General features: G+C 62.8%; 11 protein-coding genes, 1 tRNA gene and 1 pseudogene. 8 read left to right on the top strand and 5 right to left on the bottom strand.

Features of this window, described 5'->3' with window-relative positions:
* Nucleotides 1–6 precede the first annotated feature (6 nt).
* Both H276_RS0104575 and H276_RS0104570 read right to left on the bottom strand, forming a co-directional pair.
* Nucleotides 7–837 (bottom strand): undecaprenyl-diphosphate phosphatase, encoded by an 831-nt coding sequence (locus H276_RS0104575; protein WP_026356584.1) that lies wholly within the window; start codon nucleotides 835–837, stop codon nucleotides 7–9.
* Nucleotides 838–882: 45 nt separating this feature from the next.
* Entirely contained in the window at nucleotides 883–1,194 is a 312-nt protein-coding gene (locus H276_RS0104570) for a hypothetical protein (RefSeq protein ID WP_026356583.1), read from the bottom strand.
* A gap of 152 nt (nucleotides 1,195–1,346) precedes the next feature.
* Between H276_RS0104570 and H276_RS0104565 the strand changes: the two genes are divergently transcribed.
* From H276_RS0104565 to H276_RS0104555, 3 genes are read left to right on the top strand one after another with little or no spacing between them, the layout of a single operon-like run.
* On the top strand, nucleotides 1,347–2,333 hold the full coding sequence (locus H276_RS0104565) for a hypothetical protein (RefSeq protein ID WP_019970128.1): 987 nt from the start codon (nucleotides 1,347–1,349) through the stop codon (nucleotides 2,331–2,333).
* Nucleotides 2,334–2,353: 20 nt separating this feature from the next.
* Nucleotides 2,354–2,590, top strand: a complete 237-nt coding sequence (locus tag H276_RS0104560; protein ID WP_018599580.1) for a DUF5703 family protein — start codon at nucleotides 2,354–2,356, stop codon at nucleotides 2,588–2,590.
* Nucleotides 2,590–3,663 carry a quinone-dependent dihydroorotate dehydrogenase gene (locus tag H276_RS0104555; RefSeq protein ID WP_019970126.1) on the top strand — a complete coding sequence of 358 codons (1,074 nt, stop codon included), beginning with the start codon at nucleotides 2,590–2,592 and terminating at the stop codon, nucleotides 3,661–3,663. The genes H276_RS0104560 and H276_RS0104555 overlap by 1 nt, the downstream gene beginning before the upstream one ends.
* Before the next feature lie 32 nt (nucleotides 3,664–3,695).
* Here H276_RS0104555 and H276_RS0104550 read toward each other — a convergent pair whose 3' ends face one another.
* Together H276_RS0104550 and H276_RS0104545 are read right to left on the bottom strand one after the other, a co-directional pair.
* The gene (locus H276_RS0104550) at nucleotides 3,696–4,220 is read right to left on the bottom strand and encodes a YbhB/YbcL family Raf kinase inhibitor-like protein (protein ID WP_019970125.1); all 525 of its coding nucleotides are present in this window, start codon (nucleotides 4,218–4,220) and stop codon (nucleotides 3,696–3,698) included.
* Nucleotides 4,221–4,229: 9 nt separating this feature from the next.
* Complete coding sequence (locus H276_RS0104545; protein WP_026356581.1) at nucleotides 4,230–5,564, bottom strand: M20/M25/M40 family metallo-hydrolase; 1,335 nt, start codon at nucleotides 5,562–5,564, stop codon at nucleotides 4,230–4,232.
* 138 nt (nucleotides 5,565–5,702) lie between these two features.
* On the opposite strand from H276_RS0104545, the gene H276_RS0104540 reads away from it, so the two are divergent.
* From H276_RS0104540 to H276_RS0104520, 5 genes and pseudogenes are all read left to right on the top strand, one after another.
* Nucleotides 5,703–5,788, top strand: a tRNA-Leu gene (locus tag H276_RS0104540).
* A gap of 347 nt (nucleotides 5,789–6,135) precedes the next feature.
* Complete coding sequence (locus H276_RS0104535) at nucleotides 6,136–6,693, top strand: type IV toxin-antitoxin system AbiEi family antitoxin domain-containing protein (protein WP_019970123.1); 558 nt, start codon at nucleotides 6,136–6,138, stop codon at nucleotides 6,691–6,693.
* Nucleotides 6,690–7,541, top strand: a complete 852-nt coding sequence (locus H276_RS22565; protein ID WP_019970122.1) for a nucleotidyl transferase AbiEii/AbiGii toxin family protein — start codon at nucleotides 6,690–6,692, stop codon at nucleotides 7,539–7,541. Before H276_RS0104535 ends, H276_RS22565 begins: the two co-directional genes overlap by 4 nt.
* 327 nt (nucleotides 7,542–7,868) lie before the next feature.
* Nucleotides 7,869–9,962, top strand: a complete 2,094-nt coding sequence (locus H276_RS22560) for a TOTE conflict system archaeo-eukaryotic primase domain-containing protein (RefSeq protein WP_231376599.1) — start codon at nucleotides 7,869–7,871, stop codon at nucleotides 9,960–9,962.
* Between the two features lie 308 nt (nucleotides 9,963–10,270).
* Nucleotides 10,271–10,450: pseudogene (locus H276_RS0104520) on the top strand (ATP-binding protein); the annotation flags it as partial.
* A gap of 80 nt (nucleotides 10,451–10,530) precedes the next feature.
* Here H276_RS0104520 and H276_RS0104515 read toward each other — a convergent pair.
* Entirely contained in the window at nucleotides 10,531–14,055 is a 3,525-nt protein-coding gene (locus H276_RS0104515; RefSeq protein WP_019970120.1) for a hypothetical protein, read from the bottom strand.
* Between the last annotated feature and the right edge of the window lie 70 nt (nucleotides 14,056–14,125).

The raw sequence follows: 14,125 nt of genomic DNA, 5'->3' as shown, positions 1-14,125 counted from the left end.
CCTCGGTCAGTACGCGGTCAGTACTCCGGTGCCGAGCAGCGCCAGCACTGTCACACCGGCCACCACGCGGTAGCCGACAAACCAGTACATGCTGTGGGACACCAGGAATTGCAGGAACCAGGCAATCGCGGCGAATCCGACGACGAACGCGATCACCGTCGCCACCAAGAGCTGCGGACCGCTCGCGCTCATGCCCTCCCCGACCGGATGGAACGCGTCGGGCAGTGAGAACAGCCCCGAGGCGAACACCGCTGGGATCGCCAGCAGGAAACCGAAGCGGGCCGCCAGTTCGCGGTCCAACCCCAGGAACAAACCGGCGCTGATCGTGGCACCGGAGCGCGACACCCCCGGCACCAGCGCAAGGCACTGCGCCAGGCCGACCACGACGCTGTCCCGCCAGGTGAGCTGCTCCACATGGCGGGTCTGTCTGCCGAAATACTCAGCCGCGGCGATCACCGCCGAGAACACGATGAGCGCCGAGGCGACGAGCCAGAGATTACGTGCACCGGTGCGGATCTCGTCCTTGAACAGCAGCCCGAAGAACCCGATGGGAATGCTGCCGATGATGACGAACCAGCCGAGCCGGTAGTCGGCATTGCGGTGCGCCGCGACGAACAGCCCGTTGAGCCAGGCCTTGACGATCCGCCAGATGTCGCGAGCAAAATAGATCAGCACCGCCAGTTCGGTGCCGAGCTGAGTGACCGCGGTGAAGGAGGCGCCTGCGTCGTCATGGAAGAACAACCGTGAGGTGATCGCGAGGTGCCCGGAGGAAGAGACCGGGAGAAACTCGGTGAGTCCCTGGGCAACCGACAACACGATCACTTGCAGCCACGACATCGCCGGCACGTCAATCACGACGAAGACCGTACCGTGGGGGTTCGGTCAGCGTAGGAGTCGCGGTACCGGCTGTGCGTCGGCAACCGCGTCACGTACGGTCGCCGACAAGCTGCGCTCGTCGGTCAGGTCGATATCGGTCAGCTTGCGGCTGGCGAGCGCCACTACATCTTCTTCGGAGGGCACCGGACCCGACAGCCGCGGTCGGTACACCTCGATGATCAGCTGCCCGTGTTCTATATGGAAGGAGAAGGTCCGGCCGTCACCCACCTGGCCAAATCCACTGGCGTGGACACCCGTGGAAATGTCCTCGATAGCAAACTCCTGGTGCCCCGATTCCCGGTCTGCGGCGAGGGTCATGGTTGGCACCATACTCTTGCCTATGCAACCACGTGCGCAGACGCGTCCAATTGCCGGCGACGGCCTTGCCTAGACTTGGCGGTCGACCATCCACCCCGATCGAGAGCCGTCCGTTGCGCCTAATCCCTGCAGGTCAGCCTATTTGCGCTGCCGTGGCAGCGCTGGCATTGCTGCTTGCGTCCGGTTGTTCGTCGAACCCGGCCGACACCCCGCCACCGACCATCGAACCCGCTCAGGCCGCAGTGTCTCCCCCGGCCACCGGCACGCCCGACGGCGAAGTCCTTCCTGTCGGCGGTCACGCCCAGTCCGCGACGTTCGATTCAGCAACGGCCACTCTGGCCCTGCTCGGACCGGGCCCGCAAGGGCAGTCGATAGTGACGTTGGTGGCCGGGCCCCAGCCGCCGCGCACCGTCCTGCTACCCACGACGGCTTCAGCGCTGACGAGCGACGGCCACGGCGAGCTGCTGCTGACCACCCGTGGTGGCTACTTCCGGGTAGACATCGCGACGGGCAAAGCCACCAAGGTCACCGTCGGCGGCCAGCAGGACACCGAATTCACTGCGATCGCGTTGCGCGCGGACGGTAATGCCGTACTCGGCAGCGCTGACGGCGCGGTCTACACATTGAGCTCACCGGATACGGTCAAAGCCCGGCTGAAGATCTTCGCACGCGTGGATGCCCTTGTCACGCAAGGCAACACCGCAGTGGTGCTGGACCGTGGGCAGACCTCGGTCACCGAGGTCGACGACACCGGAACCAAGGCCGAGCAGGCGCTGCGCGCCGGCGACGGCGCCACCACCATGGTCGCCGATCCGCACGGCCGGGTCCTCGTCGCCGACACCCGCGGCGACGAACTGCTGGTGTTCGGCACCGACCCGCTGATCATGCGTCAGCGTTACCCCGTGCGGGCCGCCCCGTACGGGCTGGCGGCCTCCGCGCGCCTGGCCTGGGTGTCGCAGACAGCGGACAACACGGTGATTGGTTACGATCTTGACACCGGCATTCCCGTCGAAAAGGTGCGTTATCGAACCGTGCAGCAACCCAACTCCCTGTCCTACGACGACAAATCCGGCACACTGTATGTGGTGTCCGGGTCAGGAGCTGGTGTGCAGGTGATCCCCCACGCGGGGGCATCGTGACCTCGATTCAACGCGGCCGGATGCCACCGGGGTGGGATGCCGAAGGACTCTCCGACGAATACGACTGGGTGCCGTTGCGGCTGCCACCCGATGTGACCAGGGTGAGCGCCTCCATTCGGCTGTCCATCGAAGCGGAATACCGCGGCTGGGAACTGACCCGGGTGCGGGCCTACACGGACGGGAGCCGACGGGTGCTGTTGCGCCGCAAGAAAACCGCCGCCACCATGCCGGGCACCCCGGATCAGCCGACCCCGTGATGTACGGCGCGCTGCGGCGAGCACTGTTCCTGGTGCCGCCGGAACGGATCCATGTCTGGGTGTTCGCGCTGCTGCGCATCGCCACCGGTTCGGCGGTGTTGCGACGAGCACTGCGCCGCCGGCTGGCACCGAGCGACCCGGTGCTGGCCAGCACGGTGTTCGGAGTGCGCTTCCCCGGCCCGCTGGGCCTGGCGGCGGGGTTCGACAAGGACGGCCGCGGACTGACGACCTGGGGTGCGCTGGGCTTCGGGTACGCCGAAGTGGGCACTGTGACCGCGGCGGCACAGCCCGGCAACCCGCAGCCACGGTTGTTCCGCCTGCCCGAGGACCGCGGGCTGCTCAACCGGATGGGCTTCAACAACGACGGTGCGGGCGCGCTGGCGATACGGCTGGCCCGGCACACCGCCGATGCGCCGATCGGAGTGAACATCGGCAAGACCAAGGTCACGCCGGCCGAGGCCGCTGTCGAGGACTACGCGCAGAGCGCGCGACTGCTGGGCAGCCTGGCCGCCTACGTGGTGGTCAACGTCAGCTCACCCAACACCCCCGGACTGCGCGACCTACAGGCGGTGGCCTCGCTGCGACCGATCCTGGCCGCGGTCAAGGCGGAGACCACGAGACCGGTGCTGGTCAAGATAGCGCCCGACCTCTCCGACGCCGATATCGACGAAATCGCCGATCTGGCAGTCGAATTGGGGCTGGCCGGGATCGTGGCGACCAACACCACGATATCGCGGGACGGGTTGATGACCCCGGGTGTGGCCGAACTCGGAGCAGGCGGCATCTCCGGACCGCCGGTGGCCCGGCGTTCGGCCGAGGTGCTGCGCCGGCTGTACCGACGCGTGGGCGACAAGCTGGTGTTGATCAGCGTGGGCGGTATCGAGACCGCCGACGACGCCTGGGACCGGATCGTCTCAGGGGCCACGCTGTTGCAGGGCTACACCGGATTCATCTACGGCGGCGGCCTATGGGCCAAGCACATTCACGACGGCATCGCCGCGCGTCTGCACGCCGGCGGGTTCGCGTCACTCACCGACGCGGTGGGCTCGGCCATCCCTCGCGAGCAGACGTGAAAGGCCCTGTTCGCCCGGCGTGTCGGAGACTTTCACGTCTGCTCGCAGGTGCCGTGGATGACGGCGCGGGCGATGGCTTGGCCAAACAGGTTGAAGCCGAGGAACGCCGGCGTAGCGCCGTCGGGTAGTTCAAGCGACTCGACGGGCAATGCGTGCACGGCGATGTAGTAGCGGTGCGGGCCGTGTCCGGCCGGCGGGGCCGCACCCAGGAACCGCTTGAGGCCGGCGTCGTTGGTGAGCGTGACCGCACCGCCCGGCAACGCGTCGCCGTTGCCGGCATCGGCGGGCAGAGAGGTGACGCTGGCCGGCAGGTCCGCGACCGCCCAGTGCCAAAAGCCCGACAGTGTGGGCGCATCCGGGTCGTACACCGTCACCGCGAAACTCTTGGTCTCTTCGGGGAATCCCGACCAGCTCAGCTGCGGCGACACATCGTTGCCGCCCGCCCCGAAGATGCCACTGAGCTGGTCGTTGGCCAGCGGCTGCCCGTCGATGACCGATTCGGAGGTCAGCGTGAACGTCGGCAGCTGCGGCAGTTTGTCGTACGGCGAATCACTCATGATGCCCTTTCAGCAGTGCGTCAAGAAATGTTCGAGGACCTTCGCGCCGAACTGTAGTGCGTCGATCGGCACCCGCTCATCTACCCCGTGGAACAGCGCGGCGAAGTCCAACTCCGGCGGCAGCCGTAACGGGGTGAACCCGAAGCAGCGAATTCCCAACCGCTGGAACGACTTTGCGTCGGTACCACCGGAGAGCATGTAGGGCACGATACGGGCCCCGGGATCCACCGCGAGCAGCGCTGCGTTCATCGCGTCGACCAGGTCACCGTCGAACGTGGTCTCGTAGGAGGGTAGGTCGCGCTCCCAGCTGCGGGTGACGTCCGGGCCGATCAGTTCGTCGATCTCGCGCTCGAACGCCGCCTTACGACCGGGCAGCACGCGGCAGTCCACGACCGCCTCGGCCGTGGCCGGTATGACGTTGGCCTTGTACCCGGCCTTGAGCATCGTCGGGTTGGCAGTGTCACGCAGGGTCGCCGAGACAATGCGAGCCACCCCGCCGAGCTTCTCGATCGCCATGTCGAGATCCGGGGAGTTGACGTCGAATTCGTATCCGGTCTCCTCGGACACCGCGGTCAGGAACTGCTCCACGGCATCGTTGAGAACCAGCGGGAAGCGGTGCCGTCCGAGCCGGTCGACTGCGCCCGCAATTGCCGTCACGGCGTTGTCGTCGTGCACCATCGACCCGTGGCCGGCCCGGCCTCGCGCGGTCAGCCGCATCCAGGACAGGCCCTTCTCGGCCGTCTCGATGAGATAGAGCCGCCGCTCACCGCCGTCCTTGCGGGGAACTGTCAGCGAGAATCCGCCGACCTCGCCGATCGCCTCGGTCACGCCGGCGAACAGGTCCGGCCGGTTGTCCACCAGCCAGTTCGCACCGTAAGTGCCGCCGTGCTCCTCATCGGAGACGAACGCGAACACCAGGTCGCGTGGCGGCACGATGCCGGCCCGCTTGAAGTGCCTGGCCACGGCGATCATCATCCCGACCATGTCTTTCATGTCGACCGCACCGCGGCCCCACACGTAGCCGTCTTTGATCGCACCGGAGAACGGGTGCACGCTCCAGTCCGCCGGTTCGGCGGGCACCACGTCGAGGTGCCCGTGAATCATGAGTGCCCCGCGCTGCGGGTCGGCACCGGGCAGCCGCGCGAACACGTTGCCTCGGCCGGGCGCGCCGGCTTCGACGTATTCGGTGGTGTAGCCCACCTCGCGAAGCCGGTCGGCGACCCATTCGGCGCAGTCGGCCTCGCACTTGGTCGTGGCAAGATCGCCGGTATTGGAGGTATCGAACCTGATCAGAGCGCTGACGATATCGACCACCTCGTCAACGCTGCCCACGGGGACAGTCACCTGACCATTCGTACCACCGATTCGGATCACTGCGCCGACCGACGCACGGCGAGCCGACACGTTGGGTCTGACCGCCCGGGTTTGGGGCCTGGGCCCTCAATCCGTTAGCCTTAGGCGCCCAACCCGTGAGGTTGGCGAGTCCGAGTGGCGGAATGGCAGACGCGCTAGCTTGAGGTGCTAGTGCCCTATTAACGGGCGTGGGGGTTCAAGTCCCCCCTCGGACACAATCTTCTTAGCTATGCACAGCAAATACGCAGTAAAACTCGCTTTAAGCGTTTGCTATATAATTAACGTTTGCGACGAATGGCCTCGAATTCATGTCGCGGATGGCCAAGTGGCCTTTTTGGACACCCCCTCGGACACGTCCGGCGACACGGCTGAAGTCAGCGGTCGCCGCGACCCGTTACCCGCGCGACGTCATCATGGGCGCCTCGTTGACGCTGGGTGCTGACCTGACTGTAGATCGAAACCCACTTTCACCGGCGATGACGCCCGGTCGCAAGCGATACAATCCGTATACAGATACTATTAACTGTAAGCGTTTTGTTTGTGATCGGAGATGCCGACAGCCATGGAAGCATTAACCCCGCGCGCGGCACAGAAGGTCGGATTGTCGCGCAGCGCCTTCTACCGGGACGCACGCGAAGGCCGTCTCGACCGCATCGCACGAGGCATTTACCTTCCCGCCGAGGCCCCGGCGATGGATTGGGATCTGATCGAGGCCTCAACGCGCCGAGCGGACGCGACCATCTGTTTGACTTCCGCGCTGGCCTATTACGACCTCACCGACGAGATCCCCGCTGCTTTGGATGTCGCGATCCCGCGGGGATCCCGCACCCCAGCAGGACGCGCCGCGATCACCTGGCATCACTTCGATGCGGCCACCTTCGAGATCGGACGCGACCAGTTGACGATCCCCGGCTCGAATCAAACGATCGGGATCTACTCCCCTGAACGATCTATCGCCGATGCATTCCGTCTGCGCGGCGCGGTCGGCTACGAGCTCGCTCGTGATGCGCTGCGGCAGTGGCTCCGCACCGGCGGCAAACCGGCACTGCTCATGGACATCGCCACGCGCCTGCCTCGCGCGAAAACCCCTGTCCGGCAAGCACTAGAGATGTTGTCATGAGCCGCGGCGATGAGGTGTTCCGCCAGCTCCAGACGGCCGCACGTGCGGCCACAGCGCGCAGCGGAGCCGGTGCACCGACTCAGGAATACCTGATCCGGCACGTACTCGAATCGTTTCTGGACCGCCTCACCCACACACCCCATGCGGATGATTTTGTCCTCAAAGGCGGAATCTTGTTGGCCGCCTATGATGTTCGCCGTCCCACCAAAGACGCCGATGTCAATGCGATCAGCGCCGATGTCGATGCCGGGCACCTGGTTCAGGTGGTCCGTGACATTGCCGCAGTCACCGTTGACGACGGGGTGCAGTTCGATCTCGCCACGATCGGCGTCCAGGAGATCCGTGAACAGTCCGAGTATCCCGGTCTGCGCCTACGAATCGCTGTCTCCGTGGGGCCGTGGAACGGCGTCGCAGCGTGGGACGTGTCCACCGGTGATCCGATTGTCCCGCCACCACGGCACGTGACGATCGATCGGATCATCGGCGACCCGATCACCCTCCTGGGGTATGCACCGGAAACGACGATCGCCGAAAAGGGCGTGACCATCCTCGAACGCGGAATCACCAGTACCCGCTGGCGTGATTACGTCGACATCGTGCAACTCGCTCGCGCCGGCATCGATTCGGACGAACTGCTCCGCTCAGCGCGGGCGGTCGCTGTCCATCGCGGAGTAAACCTCGAGCCCGTCGCACCGCGGCTAGCCGGTTACGGCGCTGCCGCACAAGCGAAATGGGCGGCATGGCGACGCAAGGAACACCTCGAATCAGCTTGCGAACCAAACCTCGACGACCAAATCACTCTCGTTGTCGCCCACCTCGATCCGGTCTTTCGCCACGGACCCGAGTGAAACACCGGCATCTACCGGCGCGAGACAGGATCCATACCTGACGGAGGGATATCAATGAAGATCACTGGCGGCTGTGAGCGATTTCCCGGCGAGTTGGATGAACTGCGGGCTGACAATGCGCGCCTGCGGCACTTACTTGAATTGACCGAGGACCAGTCCCGCGCCGCGCACGGCGACCAGGCCACCCTAACTGGCGCCCCGACGCCACCTGTCTGTATGGAGTCCAGCCCCGCCGACAAGGTCAGGTTCTATTTCGACCTATTCCGTTGCCGAACCGATGTTTACGTTCAGCGATGGGAAAACCGCAAAGACGGCCGATCAGGGTGGATGCCGGCGATAGAAGGCCATTGGCGCAAAGGCATGAACCGTGCCGATGCCCCGTACCTGACATTGACCCCTGAGGTAGTGAGCTCGCATCTCCGCGGTGACGTCCACATCGGTCTATATCCGCTGGGCGACGACGACACATGCTGGTGGGTCGCGGCAGACTTCGACAAAGAAGCGGCGATGCTCGACGCCCTCGCATACATGAAAGCCGCTCGCTCCCATCACATTCCGGCAGCGTTGGGAGTGTCCCAGTCCGGCCGCGGCGCCCACGCGTGGGTCTTCTTCGCGCACGCGACCTCAGCCTCCGTCGCGCGCGGGATCGCCACCAGCCTTCTCGGCGAAGCCTTCCGGCTGCGCGGCAGCATGCACCTGGGCAGCTACGACCGCTTGTTTCCCTCCCAGGACGTGCACACCGGCCGCGGAGTCGGCAACCTCATCGCAGCACCACTCAACGGCAAACGCCGCCAGCACGGCACCACCGTGTTCCTCGATCCTGCAACCCTCGAACCGTACGAGGACCAGTGGGCATATCTGTCGAGCATCGCGCGGCTGTCCGCCAAAGAAACTGCTTCCCTTGCCCGCCAGCTACCCAGCCCTCAGATCGGGCACAACGTTCGGCGGCTGCAACTGCCCACCTCATCGAAAATCGTCCCCCGCCCGGCGGCGATAGTGCGAGCCGCATTCGATTCACGAATCACCCTGACGTCCACCGACCTCGGCCCAGCCATGATTTCGGCGGTCAAACACGCCGCCTCCATCCGTAACCCCGAATTCGACGTACGGCAGCGGGCACGGCGAAGCACCTGGGATACCCCGCGATACCTCTACAGCTACGACGAAACCGCCGACGGCAACCTCACCCTGCCACGCGGCTTGCACCAACTGCTCAGCGACCTCGTCAGCTCAGCTGACAGCACTCTCAAGATCGAGGACCACCGGGTCATCGGTGAACACCACGAGTTCACCTGTGCCGCAACACTGCACGACACCCAGTCAGATGCCCTGAACCAGCTCCTCAACCACGACGCGGGCGTACTGATCGCACCGCCAGGAACCGGAAAGACGGTCATCGCCTGCGCGACAACAGTAGCCCGTGCCACCTCAACGCTCGTTCTTGTCGACCGCAAAGCACTTGCCGACCAATGGCGAGACCGGATTGACCAACACCTGGGTTTCAAATGCGGCCAGATCGGCGGCGGACGATCCAAGACGACCGGAGTCCTCGATATCGCGTTGCTGCCAACTCTCGCGCGCCGCAACAACATCTCCGAATTAACAGCCGGATACGGCTTCATCATCGTCGACGAATGCCACCACGTCGCCGCCAGCGCCTTCTTCAACGTCCTCGGCCAGATACCCGCACGCCACTGGCTGGGCCTGACCGCAACCCCGGAACGACGCGACGGTCTCGAAGACCTGATTTTCCGTCAGCTCGGCTCACACCGCGTGGAAATTAAACGCCCCACCGCCGGCCAACTCCCGCTCGACAGTTCGGAACTGCTGACACCGCACCCTGTACTGCACCTCCACCCGACGCAGTTCCGGTACATGGGCGACGCCGATCCACACGAACCAGGCGGCATAGCCCATATCTACCGGGCATTGGTCGCCGATGAGCAACGGCTCGACCAAATCGTCGGCCACGTCCTGACCGCTGCCGATGAAGGCGCCAACATCCTCGTCCTCACCACCTGGGTCGACCACCTCAACGCCATCACCGAACGGCTGACCGCGGCGGGACGATCAGTCACCGTGTTGAGCGGAGGCATGAAAGCTGCCGAACGGCGCCGCATCACCGAAATGCTTGCCACCAGGACACCCGATGCGGAACCACTCCTGATCGTCGGCACCAGTTCATTCATCGGCGAAGGGCTTCGACTGTCCCACCCTCGACACGCTGTTTCTGGCAGCGCCGATCACCTTCAAGAATCGTCTCGTCCAGTACGTCGGCCGCGTGACACGGCCGTACCCCGGCAAGACCACTGCGACCGTGCACGATTACCACGACGAACTCACCCCGGTCATCGCCTCATCACTGAAGAAACGAGCGCCCGGCTACATCACGATGGGATTTCCAGACCCGCGGACGCGTAGCTGACCGACGGTTGCAGAGGGGGTGAGCACCGCTGCGATCCCCGACGGAACCCGTTCTTCTGCGCTTGCCCATGTCCGTTGCGTCGTGTCGACGATTCTCGCGACAACCTTCGCCACGACATGACTACCACCTGGCTGTCTAGTGCGTTCCGTCGCCAGTCGTAGGAAAACTGCTGTTCAACGACCTAATTCAAAGACCTCAACCCGTGTCGTAGGTGGCCAAGTCGTCCTCGGCCACACTTCTCTGGGTTCTGGAAGTTCTGTTGACAGCATGACGTTCGAGCCGTCGACGTGCGGGCTCCACCTCGCTGATCCTGACCTCGAACCTGCCCTTCGCCCGTTGGGGTGATGTGTTTGGTGACCAAGTGGTGGCTGCCGCGATGATCGACCGCATCGTGCACCACGCCGACATCTTGCCCCTCAAAGGCTCCAGTTACCGCCTCAAAGACACCGGAATCGACACCTTGCCCTCCGGCCAGAGCGGATAACACGGCACAATAACCACGACCATCTGGCCTGATTTTCGACCGTCGCCCTTGGCCTAGGTTTGGACCGTCGTCAACAACACCTAGTCGCCCTTCATGTACGTCAACAGATTGTCCAGTGTCACGATGTCGAACGGAGACTCGAATCTGGCCGATACCAGATCGGCATCTATGACGATCAGCGGAACTACGGTGACATCCGCTGCCGTGAGATCCAACGTCTTGAGCACGTCCTGGTAGTTCTGGAGAACCCAGTCGTATCTTCCGCGCAGTCTTTCAACTGCACTGTGTTCGCCCTCGTGGATGTTCGACACTTCGTTTTGCAGTTCACGTGGCGTGCGCGCAACGATGAGGGACTTCGCCTCGATGACATACAGCGATTGTGAAGACGGGTCGAAAGCGAGGATATCGATGTCGCCGAGATCAACGCCTTGAGCATCGTGGAGGTCGAGATCACCAAATTTGTGCACGCGACGCAGGATCGGATCGCAGACCCCAGTGAGCGTAGACTCAATTCGACGTTCGAAGTTCTCGCCTTTCTCCTCGCGTGCGCGGCTCAGTGCTTCTTTCATCTCCTTCGTTCTTGCCTGCAATCGACCAGATAGATATTGACCATGGAGCTCGAACGAGGTGCGGATCGTATTGCGATGGCCGAAAATAACGGTCTCGGTTCCGCGGACGTTCCAGCAGATCAAGGGTTTTCTCAAATATGAGCGCGATCGATTAAATCTCCAGGGCAGGACTTCCGCGCCGAGCGCCCAAAACTCCTCGACTTCGCGAAGGCACAGCTGACTCAGCATAGGATTAATGAAGTCAACTTCCCAATTGAATTTCTCAACCATGCGCTCCTGAATTTGGGGAACAGACAAGATGCCTACGTCGCCTTGGTTCTCTTCGTGCGACAGGTTCACAAGTTCGCTTGTGAACAGCGAGAGTTCAGTGAAGTTGAAGCCGAACTCTCGAGTCGCCAGCTGTTCGGCGACGGCGAACGCATCCTTTTGGCTGGCATCGCCTTCTTCCCGCTGAGTAGCGGCCGCGACGGCTTCATCGATGGTGGATTGAGCAGTTGCACTCATCAGGCCTTGCAATCCCTGGGTATAGCGGTCGGTATCACGCGAGATGCCCAGTCGTCCGGACGGCAGGATCGACAATTCGGCCTGTGAGATACCCGCGTGCAGCGCGTCGGAAATGAACCCCTTGTTCACTACCTCAGATGCGAGCGCCAAGATCAAGTCATAGGCTTCATCAGTCATGCCGTCGGCACCTTGCGGGTGGAGCGCGGCGGTGTACTCAATGAGGAATCGGGAACACACGGATGCTGTGTTCGTTGCCGTCAGGTGCTTTGCGAGTCGTTCCGCCTCGTCGGGACCGCGTCCAAAGCAGGCCAATCGAGATGCGTAGCGGGTCCGTTCGGTGTACTCCTCATGGATGAGTGCTTCGTTCTGCAGAATCAGCGATCGGAGCAGGTCCATGCCTTTGAAACCCTTGATACGGGACTCGAGACGACCCCCGAAAAATGGAACTACTTCCTTATTCAGGACGGCTCTGCGATCGGCTTCCGTGATCTCTCCGACACCTCGGCCTCGGTGCTCGCGCAGCTCACAGCCGAGTTCGTCGAGTAGCCGTGCGAGGACGGCGGGCTGCACTCGTCGGGCCGACGGCAACTTTCCCGGCCATGCGATTAGATCGACGTGAGATTGCACGATGTGCACCATCCGTCGTTCCCCTGGCGGCGCCAGAGCTTCGACGATGCTTTCGGTCTCTTGAGTCAGCCCGTGTCCTGATAGTCGATCGGAGAGAAGGGCGCGGGCGAGTTCCGCCAACACCTCGCGATCTAAGTGATTCGGCGGCGCATCAGCTGGCGGACGTTGCGGTGCACGAAGCTGGAATACGAAGTTTTTATTGTGGACTGGATCGCCCTCGAATATCCAGGGTTGGTCGGTTTCGTCGGCCTCGCCGATGTACTTGATCAGTACATGAATGTCGCGGTCGTACGCTTCAAATACTGTTGGATCGTATTGGTTTAAGACCTCTGCCCAGTAGCAGATGGCCTCGGGGAAACTGTGGAGGCCGTAGGCGTCATCCTCAGAATCGGAGATTATCTCGGCCCAGATCACGACATCATCCAGCTCTGCGGAGAAGATGTGGCGGGGCGGTGCCAAGACCTCACGAACAGTAGTCGCGGGCCCGTGTTTCAGGTGCGATTCGTATATCCGGTTGGCGATGTGCACCTGTGCTCTGCCGATTCGAGTCGCAAAGCTGCGGCGAAGTTCCTCGGAATAGTCCGACTCGACTACGAGCAAGTGTGGCGGCGGCGAGTCATCGTCGATGTAGAACGAATCGTGTCTACCGTTGTATAGCCCATAGACAGCGCTGATTCCCGGGTGCAGGAGCCGTGTCGACTCGCCAAGGCGGTCCCACGCCTCTGCGAAATACCACAGCGTGAGCTGATCGGTTCCTGGCGTGAACAAGATCAACTCGAACTCGTCGAACGATCCGATGAGGTGGCGTTCTTCATCACCTGACATCAGTATCAGATCGCGTCCCATCGGCCACACTATGTCCAGCGTCAGCGTCCGCTCCCCTGCAGCCACGTCTTCGGTATTCAGCGGGAAGGCACCGATCACCGGTCCTGGAAAGACGTCGTCATTACTCGTTTCGAGCGGCGGCACTCGTATGTTCACGACCAATCGCTTGTCCGAGTCGATCGCACCTCGTAGTCGGACGGTGTGAGTGTCGAGTTCATCAACAGTGGCGCCTGGCGGATCGAACAGCGGCAGGGTGAGCCGACGGGTCAATTTGGTCGCAATTTCCCTCGTCGCAGCGTGCAGAGAATCTAAGCAGCCATGCCTTGATGCTTCTGCGATTATCTTATGGCGAAGAGTTGTGGTGAGGTCGCGTGGAGCGGCAATGACGACCTGGCCAGCGGGCGTGAATACAAATGGCTTGCTAAGCAACAGGTTTGGTACCACAACTGGGTCCATCGTATGGAGTTCATCGATCGGCGTGAACAACTCCCTCTGAACGTATGCAACCGCGCCGGTAGGCATGCCCGCGAAGGCCGACGTGAAATTGAACTGCAGCGCGTCAGACAAGCTGACCCAGTGCTGATCTCCGGGGACTGTCACCTCCTCAGTCTTAGGCGGTGCCAACTGCTGGCGCCGGTAACCGAACTGCCTCGCTAGATAGTCGGCTGGCGTCAGCAGTACATGTGTAAGGGCTCGGATATTCCGCTGGTACTCGGCCGGAAAGTCGAAGTCGTGCGCGCCGAAGACCGCCAGTAACAGATGGCCGACGTCGATTCCGCTTGTCGGGTCGTAGCCCTGCAGCGCTAGGTAGCTTCGTGAGTAGAACGGCACCTCCGCGGTGACAAAGTATTCGAATCGGCCGTCATCCGCGAAAGCCTCGCCTGTGTCCTGCTCAAACCGTTGAACAAATTCGGCGAACGTTCCACTGTCAACTGTCACAGCGTCGGGCACCGTTGCCGCGAAAGCGCTTAGTTTCGTGAGCGATTCGAGATGGTGCACGTTGCCGCGAATGAGCTGCAGGCCAACTATCCGCGCAATCAGGTCAAGGCGACCGCCTGATGCCGCTGAATTTTCCGACATGACGGCAGAGTAACGAGCTTCTCCGACAGCGGGGGTTCACCACACTCACCGAGTGGCCATTCATGCGTCC

The organism is Mycobacterium sp. 141 (assembly GCF_000382405.1).
In the GTDB taxonomy this organism is placed as follows: domain Bacteria; phylum Actinomycetota; class Actinomycetes; order Mycobacteriales; family Mycobacteriaceae; genus Mycobacterium.
This window is presented reverse-complemented; position numbering and strand designations above follow the sequence as displayed.